This window comes from Stenotrophomonas sp. SXG-1 (genome assembly GCF_014083965.1).
Lineage (GTDB): Bacteria > Pseudomonadota > Gammaproteobacteria > Xanthomonadales > Xanthomonadaceae > Stenotrophomonas > Stenotrophomonas geniculata.
Genome location: NZ_CP046588.1, coordinates 3,168,565 through 3,183,093, shown reverse-complemented (window position 1 = coordinate 3,183,093; position 14,529 = coordinate 3,168,565). Strand labels below are relative to the sequence as shown.

The window sequence follows — 14,529 nt, the reverse complement described above, 5'->3', positions numbered from 1 at the left end:
GCCTCCAGGCCGAGTGAGTCAGGGAAGGGCCGCGGGGACGGCCGTGGGCCGAACAATACGCCGCCGGCCTGCCCTGCAAGGGTGTCGAAGGTCATGGCCGGGCGCAAGGGGGCCGTTTCGTTGCCCGGAAAAGACAGACCCGGCAAAAGCCGGGTCTGTCGGGGTGCTGCGATCAGGCGTGGATCAGAACTTGTACTTCAGGCGCACGAACGGGGTGCGGCCGTAGTAGTCGTACTGGGTGGCGAACGGGTAGGTGTTGCCGTAGCGCGACGAGTAGACGCTGCTGGAGATCAGCGGCGGCTTGGTGTTCAGCACGTTCGCCACACCCACCAGGATCTGCCAGTCGGCCTGGTCGTAGCTGACCGAAGCGGTGTGGTAGAAGCGGCTCTCCAGGGTGGTATCGCGGTAGGAGTTCGGTCGGTTCTGGTAGGTGAACTTCTCGTCCAGATCTGGATCCTTGGTCTGGGCGATGTACTGCGTCAACCAGTTGTAGGTCCAGTCACCACGCTTCAGGCTCAAACCGAGGTTACCAACCAGGTCCGGACGGCCCAGGTCACCCAGACGGTCGGACGAGGACAGGCCACTGGCAGCCGCGCTGTCGAACAGCTCTGCGGTGTCTTCCACCGTGTAGGTGATCTGCGAGTCCAGCGAGAACTTGCCGAAGCTGAACTCATGATCCCAGTTCAGTGTCATGTCCCAGCCGCGGGTGCGCTGGCGGTTGATGTTCAGGTACTGGGCATACACCTCGGTCACCATGTTCGCATTCGCGCTGGTGCTCGGATTGCGGCGCAGCAGGTCGCAGTAACGATTCGGATAGGTGGTCGATTCGTAGCAGCCCTGCAGGATGGAGGACGCACCGAGTGAGGTGATCTGATCGCGCACTTCGTAGTCGAAGTAGTCGATGGCGATGCTCAGGTCGGCGAACGAAGGCGTGAACACAAGGCCGACGCTGCGCGCGCGCGAGGTTTCCGGAGTCAGGTTCCCGTCCTTGCCGCCGCGGGTATACACGGTAGCGCTGGAGTTGCCAGCGGCGGTGTAGTCGGCCGGGATGCCTGCCGCGCCACAGTTGGCCTGGATGCGGGTGTTGTTGCTTTCACCCCAGCGGATGCAGGGATCGATCTGCGTCTGCGCCAGGAAGCCGGTCTGATTGCCCAGGTACATTTCGTACAGGCCCGGTGCGCGGTAGGACGTGCCGATGGTGCCGCGCAGACGCAGCGAGGGAATGATCTGCCAGTTCAGGCCGAGTTTCCACACGTTGTCCGAGCCGGAGATCGAGTCGTACTTGAAGACGCGGCCAGAAGCATTGGCCGACAGCGATTCAACACCGGGCAGGCCCTTCAGCAACGGGATGTCGAACTCGACAAACGCTTCCTTGACCTTGTCATCGCCCTTCGTGCGATCGGCTGTGGTCGAACCCCACAGATCGTAGTTCTCCGGCGCCGGCCTGTCGTCGATCTTGTAGTTGCGGTACTCGAAGCCCACCGCAGTAGCCAACGCACCCGCCGGCAGGTCGAACAGTTCACCACTGAACACCGCGTTGACGGTGGTCTGATCGTAAGTGGTCTTGCCGTTGGCCCAAACGCCGAGGATGCCGATCAGCTCATCGACCTTGGCGCCGCTCAGGTAGCCGGGGTCGAAGTAATTGGCTGCCGGGGTGGTACCTGCACCCGGGCGGCCGAGGTCACCGCTTATCGAGTTGCGGATGCCAAGGGTGCTGTACTTGCCGTTGGAACGGGTGTAGTTGGCATTGACTTCCCAGGCCCAGGTGTCGGTGCCCTTGATCAGGCCATCGAGTTTGTTGGCGAAGTAGAAGTAGTCAACTTCCGTGTTGGAAATGCTCTTGAACGGCATGACTGGTTGTGCCGTTGCGGTGGCACTGCCGGGCAGGCGGACAGTCGGGAAGAACTGGCGCCACTGGAAGTTGTCAGTAGTGCGGTTGTTGTACAGGAACTGGGTCTTCCAGTTGAACGAATCGAAGCCGAAGTCGGTCGCGAAGTAGACCGACTTGCGTTCCTGTTTGTTGACGATGTGGGACTTGCCGTAACCCAGGAAGTTGTTGGGCTCTTCATAGGTGGCAATCGGATTGCCGTTGGCATAGGTCTGGTTGGCACGCGGACGGTAGCCCGGGAACGGGCCCACCGTGGAGCCGTCCGGGCTGGGCACGTAGCGGGTGGTGACACGGTTGTTGGTCACGTCCACGACGTTGTGCAGCATGTTCTGGCAGCCACCCAGATTGGTGTTGGCCATGATCGAGCGGTCGACACGATCGATACGGTTGCCATCTGCGTCCCAGACCAGATCTTCAGCGCACTTGAAGTAGTCGCGGTCGCCGCGGGTCAGTTCATTCTGCTTGTACCACTCGACGGCTGCGACGATGCTGCCCTTCTCGAAGTTCCAACCATTGGCCAGCGAGGCGGAGAACACTTCGCCACCGCCTTCCGTCGGCACGCGGCCAGTCACGGTGAGTTCCGGGCGATCGAAGTGCTTCTTGGTGATCAGATTGACTACGCCGGCAACGGCGTCGGAACCATAGATCGAAGACGAACCATCCTTCACGATCTCGGCACGCTGCAGCACAGCAGTCGGCAGCACGTTCAGGTCGAAGGCCCCGACGGCGCCACGAGTACCTGCCGGGCCCGGGCGCTGGCCGTCCAGCAGAACCAGCGTGCGGTTGGCACCCAGGCCACGCAGCGAGAAGGTCTGTACGCCGGTACCACCGTTGGTGTTGAAGCCACCGAACTGGTTGGTGATCTGGGTTTCTGCGGCACCAATGGCCGACTTCTGCAGGAACTCAGCGACGTTTACCTGTCCCTGGGTCGCATTTCGTTCTGTGTCGATGGTGAAGACCGGGGAGGTGGTCTCATAGTCGGCACGGCGAATCAGTGAGCCGGTGACCGTTACCTTGTCAAGGTCGGTCGCCTTCTTGCTTTCAGGGGAGGCGCTTGACGCCGCGGCTTCCTTTTGTGCTGCTTCCTGGGCCAGAACCGGTGCTGCTTGAAGACAGGCGACCACTGCCAGGGCGAGCGGAAGGCGGCTTGGCGAAATTAGGCGGTTGGTACTGCGCATACTGTTTGACCCCCATTTGTTATGCTTCGGTTAACGGAGTGTATGTTGGGCGTAAAGTAAATGCAACGTGAATGATGCTGTTGCGTAACTTATTGTTGCTAATGGTCAATTCAGCGTTCTGGGGGCAAGAACCCCGCCAACCTGGCGGTGGCGGGGCGGGCTGGTAGCCGCGGGTCGGGGGTAGGGGGTAGGGGGGTCAAAGCCCGCCCGGTCCACAGTCCTTTGCGAGGAAGTCGGCCATCAGTGGCAGCGTTACCTGGTAGTGGCGGGGGTACCACGGCATGCTGTGCGGCATGTCCGGAATCAGCTCGAACTTTGCCGGTACCTTGTCTTTCACTGCGCTGTAGAAGTTCTTGGCATGGAATGCCGGGGTACGCACGTCGCGATCACCAACGAACGTCAGGAGCGGAATATTGGCCTTCGCGGTGTTCTGCATCGGGTCCATGCCTTTGACGGTCTGCCCCTGCAGGATCCGCTGCAGCCTGTTCTCGCTCCAGGAAACACCCAGTCGTGCGAGATCCGTAACGGGCGCGCCTGCGATGGCGCACTGGAATGGCGATGGGGCGCGGACCGTCGCAGCAGCAGCAGCAAAGCCGCCGTAGGAATAACCGAAGATGGCCAGACGATCCTTTGCCGCGATGCCTTGCTGCACGAGCCAGGCAGCGGCGTCGTCATTGTCATCCTGCATGGTCAGGCCCCACTGCTTGTCACCGGCAAGCCAATGCTCGCGACCGAAACCGGTCGAACCCCGGTACTGCGGCCGGATCACGGCGTAACCGCGTGACGTGAAGAACGGCACCCAGCCAGACACATCCCATCCGGTGTAATCGCGTGCCCAGGGGCCGCCGTGCGGATGCACCAGCGCCGGAAGCGGTGCATCTCCCTGTTTCCATCCAACCGGAAGATCGACAATCGCCGGGATCTTGCGGCCGTCACGCGCTGTGTAGGTGACCCAGCGTTGCTCGCCGATCTGCTTGCCATCGACCCAGGGTCTTTCGCTGCCCAGGGTGGTGACCTGTTTGCGATCACTCAGCATGCGGTAGGTCGTGGGCTGATCGGCGGCATTGGTCGTGAACAGGACCCGCGACAAGTCGTCGTTGTAGCCAGAGATGGCAACGTAGGTGCCTGGGTAGGCCTGCTTCAGGCCTTCGTACAGGCCCTTCATCTGCGGGTCCACGTACACAGCCTCGCGGCGTGGGCCTTCGAGGTAGAACCCAAGAACCTGATTGAAGTTGCTTGGCTTGGTGCCCAGGATCAGGCCGCCAATCGGATACTGGGGATGTGCTGCCAGCGGTTCGTTGTCGAAGGTTCGGTTGGCGGGATCGTACAGGCGTGCTTGGACCTGCTCCGAGAACCTGTCGGTGAGCACGTACAACTTGCCCGTCTGGTCGTCGATCCCGACAACGTCCATCGTGTAGCGATCGCTCAGGCGCGTGGTCAGCGGGTCATGCTTCTCGAACTGGCCACTGCCCTTGTTCTTGATCAGTATCTGCTGCTCATACTCGTTCGAGCCCGCAGGTTCGATCTGGGTGCGGGTCAGCAGTTCGCCATCGCGGGGGTGGAACAGGCCTGGCGAGGAACGGGCGTCGCCACGGAACAGCAGCCCGGTCTCACCAGTGCGCAGATTGAATAGATAGTAGTTCGACGACAGTGTGGACTGGTTGACCTGGGAAATGATCACTCTGTCCGGATCCAGCGGTAGAGAATGCACGAGCGAGGCCGTACCCGCGATCTCCAGACAGCGGCGGGTCTGTTCGCTGATGCCCAGCTTGCGACTGTTGTCGGCAAAGGCTTCGTCAAACTTGGTCTGGCTGCTGTCGGTCAGGTAGGCTTTGGCCAGGAAGGTCTTGGTCGAGCCTACAGAGTTGCCTTCGCCACAGCCCGCCAACTGCGCGGTCAGCTCCTGGCGACCGATCACCAGGCTGCGGCCCGCCTTCAGGGCGCTGGCTGCAATGAACTTCATGCGGTCACCGGAAGGCGTGATGGCGACCGGTCCTGCGCCCAACTTGTCCAGATTCCAGTTGGCCAATGCGGTGTCGCCATTGTTGCTGCCCGGTGCGGCGATAATGGCGACCAGTTGTTTACCGTCCGGACTCATCGAGACGGATTGGATCGCAGGGATTTTGGCGAAGTCTTCAACCGGCAAAGGGGCGGAGCTGGCCTGGCTGGCGGCGAGTGCCAGGGCGGCCACCAGGGCGGTACGGGTCACAGCAGGGCGGTTCATCTTCGGGACGTCCTTGGCGTTTATCCATCAAGATGACCTGAAGATGAACGAGTGCCGGGCGTCCGTCAACTGCATGTGAAACCCGCAGCTGACCGCGTGCCAGGGCGCCCCGTCAGCACGGGGCGCCCTGGCGCGGCTCGTTTACTTGCCCCCGAACTCGTACTTCGCCTGCACGTAGATGGCACGCCCGTAGGCGTTGTACAGGTAATTGTTGTACGGCTGGCCGCTGGTCCCGGCGAAGCTGAAGCGCTGGTTGTCCGGCATCTTGTTGAACACGTTGTTGACCATCAGCGACAGGGTCAGGTTGTCCAGCGCGCGATAGTTCACGCTCAGGTTGTAGGTGGTGTAGGACCCCCACTTGCCTGCCTTGTAGCCGGAGCTGTGGACGTAGTCGTAGCCATTGCCCACGTAGGCCATGTAGTTCGGCGTCTTGCCGATGTAGTTGGCATACAGGGTGGTGGTCCACTTGTCCTTGGCCCAGCCGACCGAACCATCGGCGCGCACCTTGGCGTACGAGTCGTATACCCACATCGCGTACGGGTCACGCAGCAGGTCCAGGAACTCATCGCCTGGCTGCGGCTGCAGTTCGCGCTTGAGCATGTCGGTGTAGTTGCCCGAGAACTGCAACGAACCGAAGCGGTCCATGTCGTGCACGTACTTGAAGCTGGCGGTCAGCGCTTCCAGGTTCTGGCGGGCGACGTTCATCTTCGGGGTGTAGATCTCGTCCAGCACGCCGGACGCATCGCGGGTGATCCAGTCGTTGACGTTCTGGCAGCTGGCCGAGGTGTTGTTGGCCTGGCCGCCACGGCAATAGTACTCGGCCAGCAGCAGCTGGTCGGAGCTGAGCGTATCGACCTCGTTCTTGATCTTCCAGTTGTAGTAGTCCACCGACAGCGACAGGTTGTTGATCGGTGCCCACACAACACCTGCGTTCCAGACGTCGGCGGTGATCGGTTCCAGGTCGGGGTTGCCGGCGCGGGTGCCGAACACCGAGACGCTGTCATACGGGCAACCGGTGGTGTTGGCCGGGTCGTAGCCCAGCTGACCGCAACGGTAGTAGTCGGTGGAGCCGTTGGCGTAGTAGCCGCTACGGCCCTGGAATGCGTCGGACAGGGTCGGCGCACGGAAGGCGGTGCCGTACTTGCCGCGGAACAGCAGGCTCTCGATCGGGCGGAACTCGATGCCGATGCTGTAGGTGGACTTGTCGACGGTGTTGCTGCCGATCTTGAAGGCGTCGTAGCGGCCGGAGCCGGTGACTGTCAGCGTGTCATGCAGCGGCAGACGCAGCTCACCGGTCACCGCATAGTTGCTGCGGTGGCCGGCGCCGGAGACCGCCGTGGTGCCCCAGACGCTGCCATCCATCAGGCCCGGATCGGGGCTGTAGTCCCAGCCTTCACTGCCACCTTCAACGACCACGGCCAGGCCGGCGTCGCCGCCGGGCAGCTTGAACAGTGAGCCGTTGGTGACCTGTGCACGGGCCAGGTTCTGCCAGGTACGGCTCTGGCTGTAGCTGTAACCGGTGAAGGTCTGGAAGTCTCCGGCCGGCAGCGGCGCGTAGAAGGCTTCCCAGTTCGGGCTGTAGATGTCGTAACCGGTGCTGGTGGTGCCCAGCACCGGGCCCAGCACGCGCTGTTCGAAGTAATCGTTGATCGGGTCATTCCAGCGCACGAAGTTGCGCTCGGTCAGCTTGTACTCGCCGCGGGTGAAGCTGAGGCTGTAGTCCCAGTTGCCGGCCGTGCCGCGGCCGCCCAGCGTTACCTGGTAGGCCTTGTTGCGGTCGGTGTTCATGATGTCACGGTAGCCGGCGCCGCCGATGTCTTCCGGGGCGAACACCCGCTGCAGGTTCATGTACTGGCCGCTGGCCTGGTCATAGAAGCGGCCCCAGCCGGACGAGGTGCCCCACCAGGTGTAGCCGGAACCCGTCGCGTACTTGACCTCTTCCAGGCTGTACAGCGCATCGCCGAACAACTGGAAGTTGTCATTCACGTCGAAGGTGGCAGAACTGTAGATCTGCGCGCTTTCCTTGCCGTTCTTGATGGTCTTGTAGCCGGTGCCATAGGTGGAGCCACATGCCTGGCCGGTGGGCCGGGTGCCGAGCACCGTGGTGCCATCGAACTGCCCGGCCACATTGGCGCACAGGTTCGGGTCCATCATGGCGTAGGCGTTGTTGGCGGCCGGCAGCAGCACCAGGAAGTCGTTGGAGACGTACTGCGGGCTGTAACCGTCGGGATTGTTGACCTTGGTCAGATCGCGCTGGTAACCCCAGATCGGGCTGGTCTTCTCATACTGCACGTTGACCAGCGCATGGAAGCGATCATCCACGCCATTGAAGCCGCGGGCGCCGCTGAGGCGGAAGCTGTTGCCGCCGCCTTCACTGTAGGCGCCACCGCGTACGTTGAGGACGCCACCATCCATGCGTTCCTTGAGGATGATGTTGACCACGCCAGCGATCGCATCGGAGCCATACAGTGAGGACTGGCCACCCGGCAGGATCTCGATGCGCTCGACGATGTCGATCGGAATGCCGCTGATGTTGTTGAACGTATCGCCGCCGTTGTACAGCGCCGGATACGAAAGCATCGGGCGGCCGTTGATGAGGTACTTGGTGTAACCCGGGCTGAGGCCGAACATGCCGGCGGCTTCGGCGCCCTGGGTGAACGAGGCCGAGGTCTGGCCGCCCTGCAGGCCACCCGTGGACAGCGAGGACTGCTGCAGGACATCGGCAACGCTGGTGAAGCCGCGGGTCTGGATGTCCTCGGCGGTCACGGTCAGGACCGGCGTGTGGTTCTCGATCTCGGTCTGCGGAATCAGCGAACCGGTGACCGTCACGCGGTCAAGCTGGGTCGGCGCATTGTTGCTTTGCGCCAGGGCCGTGCCGGAGGAGAGCAGCGTGCCGAGGAGGGCGAGGGTCAGTGGGTGGCGCGAGAGTGTGGAACGATGGCGAGACATGGAAAATCCCCGTAGTGAGATGTCTTGGCGACCGGCTTCCATGTCGGTTTAACGATCTGTTCAGTTGCATTCCATTCAGTCGGACCGTAACACGCACTTAACGCAGAGTGCACACGATCGTCATTTCGTCAATCGGGGTTTGCCCTGAAAAATGTCGGCAGATCAATGGTTAACGCCAATTGTTTTGGTGTGTTTCAAAAGATGGCGATATGAAGGTCAATCTGTCGTAGTGCATTTGCTGCTTCTGCATCAGTGCTTTACCGAAGGCTTCCTGGAACCAAAAAAAGGCCCCGCCGAAGCGGGGCCTGGTCCAGACACGGAGTCCGGAAAACGACGGGATCAGAAGTTGTACTTGACCTGGGCCGAGATCTGGCGGCCGTAGACGCTGTAGAAGCCGTCGTTGAACGGGGTCGATTCGTTGCCCGGGTAGTTGTAGCGCTGGCCTTCCGGCAGCTTGTTGAACACGTTGTTGACCATCAGCGACAGGACCAGATCTTCCTGTGCCTGGTAGTTCATGCTCAGGTTGTACGTGGTGTACGAACCCCACTTGCCGGCCTTGGCGCCGGAGGAGTGGACGTAGCCGTAGCTGCGGCCGGTGTAGGCCAGGTAGTTCGGGGTGCTGCCGACGTAGTTGGCGTACACAGTGGTGGTGAACTTGGCGATGTTCCAGGCCACCGACAGATCGCCGCGGACCTTGGCGAAGTTGTCGTAGTACCACATGTTGTACGGGTCGCTCAGCAGGTCGAGCTTGGCGGCGCCCGGCATCGGCTGCACTTCACGCTTCAGCATGTTGGTGTAGTTGCCGGAGAACATCAGCGAGCCGAAGCGGCCGATATCCTGCTGGTACTTGGCCGCCACGGTCACCGCTTCCAGGTTCTGGCTGGCAACGTTGAGCTTCGGCGTGTATACGCGGGTCAGGTTGCCACCGGCGTCGCGGGATATCCAGTTGGTCACGTCACCGCAGCTGGCCGAGGTGTTGTTCGGCAGGCCGTTGTGGCACTGGTACTCGGCCAGCAGCAGCTGGTCCGAGCTCAGGGTCTTGACCTCGTTCTTGATCTTCCAGTTGTAGTAGTCGGCCGACAGCGAGAAGTTGCTGACCGGGGCCCACACCACACCTGCGCTCCAGACATCGGCGGTGATCGGCTTCAGGTCCGGGTTGCCGGACTTTTCGCTGTACACCGAGGTGTTCTTGTAGAACGAGCAGGCCTCATCACGCAGGCCATAACCCATCTGGCTGCAGCGGTAGTAGTCGTTCTGGCCGGACGAGTACGAACCGCTCATGCCCTGGAAGGCATCGGACAGGGTCGGTGCGCGGAAGGCGGTACCGTACTTGCCGCGCAGCAGCAGGCTCTCGATCGGACGGAATTCCAGGCCGATGCTGTAGGTGGCCTTGTCGACGGTCTTGTCGGCGATCTTGAAGGCGTCATAGCGGCCCGAGGCGCTGACGGTCAGGGTGTCGTGCAGCGGCATGCGCAGTTCGCTGGTGACCGCGTAGTTGCTGCGGTGGCCGGCGCCGGCGACGGCGGTGGTGCCCCACACATTGCCATCAACGAACGCCTGGTCCGGCGAGTAATCCCAGCCTTCGCTGCCACCTTCCAGCACGACGGCCAGGCCGGCATCACCGCCCGGCAGGCTGAACAGCGAGCCGTTGGTCACCTGCACCCGACCCAGGTTCTGCCAGGTCTTGCTGCGGTGGGTGCCGTAGCCGGTGAAGCTGGCGAACTGGTCCGGGGTGATCGGCGAGTAGAAGGCCGCATAGTCCGGGTTGTAGATGCCGAAGCCGCCAGCCGAGGTGCCCAGGCGCGGGCCCAGCACGGTCTGGCCGAAGAAGTCTTCGATCTTGTCCTTCCAGCGCACGAAGCGGTTCTGGTCCAGGCGGTACTCGCCACGGGTGAAGCTGGCGCTGTAGTCCCAGTCGCCGACCATGCCCTTGCCGCCCAGGGTGACCTGGTAGGCACGGCTTTCGTCGGAGTTCATGATGTTGTTGTAGTGGCCCGGGCCGATTTCTTCCGGCGCGAAGGCGCGCTGCAGGTTCACGACCTTGCCCAGGCCCTGGTCGTAGAAGCCGCCCATGACCGACTTGGTGCCCCACCACAGGGCGCTCGAGCCGGAGGTGAACTCGGTCTTTTCCTTGCTGTACAGCACGTCGGCGAACAGCTGGAAGTTGTCGTTCACGTCGAAGGTCATCGACGAGTAGAACTGGCCGCTGTTCTTGCCGTTCTTCAGGGTCTTGTAGCCGGCGCTGTACACCGAACCGCAGGACTCGCCCGACGCGCGCTGGCCGACCACGGTGGTGCCGTCATACAGCCCAGCGACGTTGGCGCAACGGCTCGGGTCCATCATCAGCAGCTTGTTGTCAGCGTTGGTGATGACGGCGAAGTCGTTCGACGGAACCTGGGCGGTGTAGCCGACCGGGTTGTTCTGGCGGGTGATGTCGCGCTGGTAGCCCCAGATCGGGCTGCCGTTCTCGATCTGCACGTTGAACAGCGCATGGAAGCGGTCGTCGAAGGCGTTGATGCCCTTGGCAGCGCTGAAGCGGATGTTGCTGCCGCCGCCTTCGGTGTAGGTGCCGCCGCGGAGGGTCATGGTGCCGCCGTCCATGCGCTCCTTCAGGATGATGTTGACCACACCGGCGATCGCGTCCGAGCCGTACAGCGAGGACTGGCCGCCCGGCAGCACTTCGATGCGCTCGACGATGTCGATCGGAATGCCGCTGATGTTGTTGAAGGTTTCGCTGCCGTTGTACAGCGCCGGGTACGAGAGCATCGGGCGGCCGTTGATCAGGTACTTGGTGTAGCCCGGATTCAGGCCGAACATGCCGGCGGCTTCGGCGCCCTGGGTGAACGAACCCGAGGTCTGGCCGCCCTGCAGGCCGCCAGTGGTCAGCGACGACTGCTGCAGCACTTCAGCAACACTGCTGAAGCCGCGGGTCTGGATGTCTTCGGCGGTGATGGACATCACCGGGGTCTGGGTTTCAACCTGGGTCTGCGGGATCAGCGAACCGGTGACGGTGATCTTGTCCAGGTTGGTCGCCTTGTCCTGGGCCATTGCCGGGGCGGCGGCCATCAGAGCGGAAATCAGGGCGACGGCGAGCGTGTTGCGACGTGCGGTGTTGCTTACGTAGTTCATGTAGTTCCATTGGAGAGCAAAAACAAAAACGGCACTGCGCATGCGCCATCGCGCGGGCTGGAAATGCCAGCTCCGCAGCCCAAAACAGTGCGGGTCGAACGTAACATGAACTTAACAATCTTTGCACGAATCTGTAGCAATCCTGAATTTCAGTCAGGTTACGTCCAGCTTGTATGATGCTCGGTTATTCCCCCTGACCCCGCCGGTGCTCGTTGTGAACAGTTCTCCCCGCCGTCCCCATGCAAGCCAGGTCCAGAAGGGACTCACGCCGCATGCCCGCATCCGCAATGTGATCGCGGTTGGTTCGGGCAAGGGCGGCGTCGGCAAGTCGACCACCGCGGTCAATCTGGCCGTGGCGCTGCAGCAGCTCGGCGCGCGCGTGGGCGTGCTCGACGCCGACATCTATGGCCCCAGCGTGCCGGCCATGCTGGGCCTGTCCGGCCGTCCGGAAAGCCCGGACAACAAGAGCATCGAGCCGCTGCGTGCGTTCGGCGTCGACACCATGTCGATCGGCTACCTGATCGAAGAGGACACGCCGATGATCTGGCGTGGGCCGATGGCCACCTCGGCGATGACCCAGCTGTTCAACGACACCTTGTGGGACGACCTGGACTACCTGCTGATCGACCTGCCGCCGGGCACCGGCGACATCCAGCTGACCCTGACCCAGAAGATCCCGCTGGCCGGTGCGGTGATCGTCACCACGCCACAGGACATCGCCACGCTGGACGCGAAGAAGGCGCTGAAGATGTTCGAGAAGGTCGAGGTGCCGGTGCTGGGCATCGTCGAGAACATGGCGGTGCATACCTGCAGCAGCTGCGGGCATGTCGAGCACCTGTTCGGCGAGGGCGGCGGCGAGCGCATGGCCGCGCAGTACGGCGTGCCGTTGCTCGGTTCGCTGCCGCTGCAGATCGGCATCCGCGAGCAGGGCGATTCCGGTACCCCGATCACCGTGGCCCAGCCGGATTCGGTTCCGGCCCAGGCCTACCGCCATGCCGCGCAGCGCCTGATCGAGGAGGTTGGCAAGCGTCCGCGTGCCTCGATCCCGATCCTGTCGTCGCTGCTGTAAGTGCCCGGGCAGGGGCCGCCGGCGACGCCCGGCCCCCTGCTAGAATCCTCGCGCCCCCTCGCACCCCAGGACAAAGCATGAGCATCAAGAGTGACCGTTGGATCCGCCGCATGTCCGAGCAGCACGGCATGATCGAGCCGTTCGAGGCCGGGCAGGTCAAGCAGGCCAACGGCGAGCGCATCGTCAGCTATGGCACCTCCAGCTACGGCTACGACGTGCGCTGCTCGCGCGAGTTCAAGGTGTTCACCAACATCAACTCGACCATCGTCGATCCCAAGCACTTCGATCCGGGCAGCTTCGTCGATATCGTCGGCGATGAATGCATCATCCCGCCAAACAGCTTCGCGCTGGCGCGCACCGTGGAGTACTTCCGCATCCCGCGCGACACCCTGGTGGTGTGCCTGGGCAAGAGCACCTACGCGCGCTGCGGCATCATCGTCAACGTGACCCCGCTGGAACCGGAATGGGAAGGGCACGTGACCCTGGAGTTCAGCAACACCACGCCGCTGCCGGCGCGCATCTATGCCAACGAAGGCGTGGCGCAGATGCTGTTCTTCCAGGCGGCCGCCGATGACATCTGCGAGACGTCGTACCGCGATCGTGGTGGCAAGTACCAGGGCCAGACCGGCGTGACCCTGCCGCGGACCTGAAGATTGAAGGCGATTTGTGAAGCCGAGCATGGCTCGGCTCTACATGAAGGAGGCGGCGCAATGCGCCGCCTCCTTTATTTTCCGCGACCGAACAGCATCGCGATGCCGACACCCACCAGTGCCACCGGCCACCAGGTCAGCAGCAGCTTGGACAGGTTCAGGTGCGTCCAGCCGAGGTTGCTGGCGAGCATGAACAGGCCGATCAGGATCAGCAGGACGGCGGCAACGAGGTTGAATCGCATCGGGTCGGCAAACGCTCAGGACTGGGCTGGATATCCTAGCCGTTCCTTCCAGTAGGCGACATGCTGGTCCAGCGCACCCGGCTCGTAGCGGTGCGCGGGGCCGCTGCCCCAGACCGGGCCCGGCCACGCGGGGTCGCCGTCATGGCGGCCGATCACATGGAAATGCAGCTGCCGCACGATGTTGCCCAGCGCACCGATATTGATCTTCTCCACCCCGTCGGCACCCTTCAGGGCCTTGCAGGCGCGGTTGAGCTCGGTGCGCAGCTTGTCCTGCTGCTCGCCGTCCAGCTCGATCCACTCGGTCACCCCGGCAAGGCGCGGTACCAGCACCAGCCAGGGGAATCGTTCGTCGTTCATCAGCCGCACTTGCGACAACGGTCCTTCCGCCACCAGCACGCTATCGGTGGCCAGGCGTGAATCGAGTTCGAAATCGCTCATCCAAGATGCTCCGAGAAGAAGTCCAGGGTGCGTTGCAGCGCCAGGGCGGCGCTGTCTGGATCATACGCATGTCCGACCTCCCGGTTGAAGGCGTGGTCGGCCGGATAGACGAAGGTGGCCATCTGCGGCAGCTTCTCGCGATGGGCCTGGACCGCCTCCGGCGGGATGCTCCTGTCCTGGGCGCCGAAGTGGAAGATCACCGGGGCCTTGGGCGTCTCATCCAGGAACTGGACATTGCGCGCACCGTAATAGCTGACCGAGGGCAGGCCCAGGCGCAGGGCCGACAGCATCGCCACCGTGCCGCCCCAGCAGTAGCCCACCGTGCCGACCTTGCCATGGGGTGCCAGCCGGGTGGCGGCCGCACGCACGACCTCCAGCGCCTTCTCCATGCCCAGTGCGGTCACCCGTTCCAGGCCCTGCTTCACGCCTTCGGCGTCATAGGGCAGGGCATCCGGATCGGCTTCTGCACCGTCGACCAGGTCGAAGAACGACGGCGCCAGCACCGCGTAGCCTTCGGCCGCGAAGCGCTCCGCTACGCCGCGGATGTGCGGGTTGGCGCCGAAAATTTCCTGCACCACCACCAGCCCGCCACGCGGGGTGCCCTCCGGCAGGGCCTGCCAGGCCCGTACCGGGCCGTGATGCGTATCCAGGGTGATCCACTCGGCCATCGTTTCCATCTCGTTGTGGGGAACAGAACGGCATTGTCGGTGCAGCGTGGGTTAGCGCGATGTCAGCGGCTGTGCGGGATCGGGCGGCTGGCCA

The 14,529-nt window shown here is 62.9% G+C and carries 9 protein-coding genes; 2 read left to right on the top strand and 7 right to left on the bottom strand.

All coding sequences use genetic code 11. The features are described 5' to 3' along the window. Positions 1–183: 183 nt before the first annotated feature. The 4 genes from GOC52_RS14665 to GOC52_RS14650 form a co-directional block, all read right to left on the bottom strand. Positions 184–3,066, bottom strand: a complete 2,883-nt coding sequence (locus GOC52_RS14665; RefSeq protein WP_043401138.1) for a TonB-dependent receptor plug domain-containing protein — start codon at positions 3,064–3,066, stop codon at positions 184–186. A gap of 196 nt (positions 3,067–3,262) precedes the next feature. After that, positions 3,263–5,290 carry an alpha/beta hydrolase family protein gene (locus GOC52_RS14660; RefSeq protein WP_049436800.1) on the bottom strand — a complete coding sequence of 676 codons (2,028 nt, stop codon included), beginning with the start codon at positions 5,288–5,290 and terminating at the stop codon, positions 3,263–3,265. 141 nt (positions 5,291–5,431) lie between these two features. Then, the gene (locus tag GOC52_RS14655) at positions 5,432–8,239 is read right to left on the bottom strand and encodes a TonB-dependent receptor domain-containing protein (RefSeq protein WP_191849757.1); all 2,808 of its coding nucleotides are present in this window, start codon (positions 8,237–8,239) and stop codon (positions 5,432–5,434) included. Positions 8,240–8,578: 339 nt separating this feature from the next. Beyond that, a complete protein-coding gene (locus GOC52_RS14650; RefSeq protein ID WP_010483016.1) occupies positions 8,579–11,368 on the bottom strand; it encodes a TonB-dependent receptor plug domain-containing protein in 2,790 nt (929 codons plus the stop codon). 214 nt (positions 11,369–11,582) lie between these two features. Here GOC52_RS14650 and apbC point away from each other — a divergent pair, with 214 nt between their 5' ends. Both apbC and dcd read left to right on the top strand, forming a co-directional pair. Then, complete coding sequence (gene apbC / locus GOC52_RS14645) at positions 11,583–12,437, top strand: iron-sulfur cluster carrier protein ApbC (RefSeq protein WP_026347084.1); 855 nt, start codon at positions 11,583–11,585, stop codon at positions 12,435–12,437. A gap of 77 nt (positions 12,438–12,514) precedes the next feature. Continuing rightward, on the top strand, positions 12,515–13,087 hold the full coding sequence (gene dcd / locus GOC52_RS14640; protein WP_010483020.1) for a dCTP deaminase: 573 nt from the start codon (positions 12,515–12,517) through the stop codon (positions 13,085–13,087). 74 nt (positions 13,088–13,161) lie between these two features. On the opposite strand, the gene GOC52_RS14635 is transcribed toward dcd, so the two are convergent. Genes GOC52_RS14635 through GOC52_RS14625 form a run of 3 tightly spaced genes read right to left on the bottom strand, consistent with a single transcriptional unit; the run spans position 13,162 to position 14,435 of the window. Next, positions 13,162–13,329, bottom strand: coding sequence for a LiaI-LiaF-like domain-containing protein (locus GOC52_RS14635; RefSeq protein ID WP_005418011.1), 168 nt, complete (start codon positions 13,327–13,329; stop codon positions 13,162–13,164). Between the two features lie 15 nt (positions 13,330–13,344). Next, positions 13,345–13,767 carry an HIT domain-containing protein gene (locus GOC52_RS14630; protein WP_010483023.1) on the bottom strand — a complete coding sequence of 141 codons (423 nt, stop codon included), beginning with the start codon at positions 13,765–13,767 and terminating at the stop codon, positions 13,345–13,347. Beyond that, positions 13,764–14,435 carry a dienelactone hydrolase family protein gene (locus tag GOC52_RS14625; RefSeq protein ID WP_191849755.1) on the bottom strand — a complete coding sequence of 224 codons (672 nt, stop codon included), beginning with the start codon at positions 14,433–14,435 and terminating at the stop codon, positions 13,764–13,766. The genes GOC52_RS14630 and GOC52_RS14625 overlap by 4 nt, the downstream gene beginning before the upstream one ends. Positions 14,436–14,529: the final 94 nt, after the last annotated feature.

Excerpts from the sequence above, each read along its gene's own strand:
- GOC52_RS14635 (WP_005418011.1), bottom strand. The coding sequence starts at position 13,329 with ATGCGATTCAACCTCGTTGCCGCCGTCCTGCTGATCCTGATCGGCCTG.
- GOC52_RS14625 (WP_191849755.1), bottom strand. The coding sequence starts at position 14,435 with ATGGCCGAGTGGATCACCCTGGATACGCATCACGGCCCGGTACGGGCC.
- GOC52_RS14630 (WP_010483023.1), bottom strand. The coding sequence starts at position 13,767 with ATGAGCGATTTCGAACTCGATTCACGCCTGGCCACCGATAGCGTGCTG.
- GOC52_RS14665 (WP_043401138.1), bottom strand. The coding sequence starts at position 3,066 with ATGCGCAGTACCAACCGCCTAATTTCGCCAAGCCGCCTTCCGCTCGCC.
- GOC52_RS14660 (WP_049436800.1), bottom strand. The coding sequence starts at position 5,290 with ATGAACCGCCCTGCTGTGACCCGTACCGCCCTGGTGGCCGCCCTGGCA.
- dcd (WP_010483020.1), top strand. The coding sequence starts at position 12,515 with ATGAGCATCAAGAGTGACCGTTGGATCCGCCGCATGTCCGAGCAGCAC.
- GOC52_RS14650 (WP_010483016.1), bottom strand. The coding sequence starts at position 11,368 with ATGAACTACGTAAGCAACACCGCACGTCGCAACACGCTCGCCGTCGCC.
- GOC52_RS14655 (WP_191849757.1), bottom strand. The coding sequence starts at position 8,239 with ATGTCTCGCCATCGTTCCACACTCTCGCGCCACCCACTGACCCTCGCC.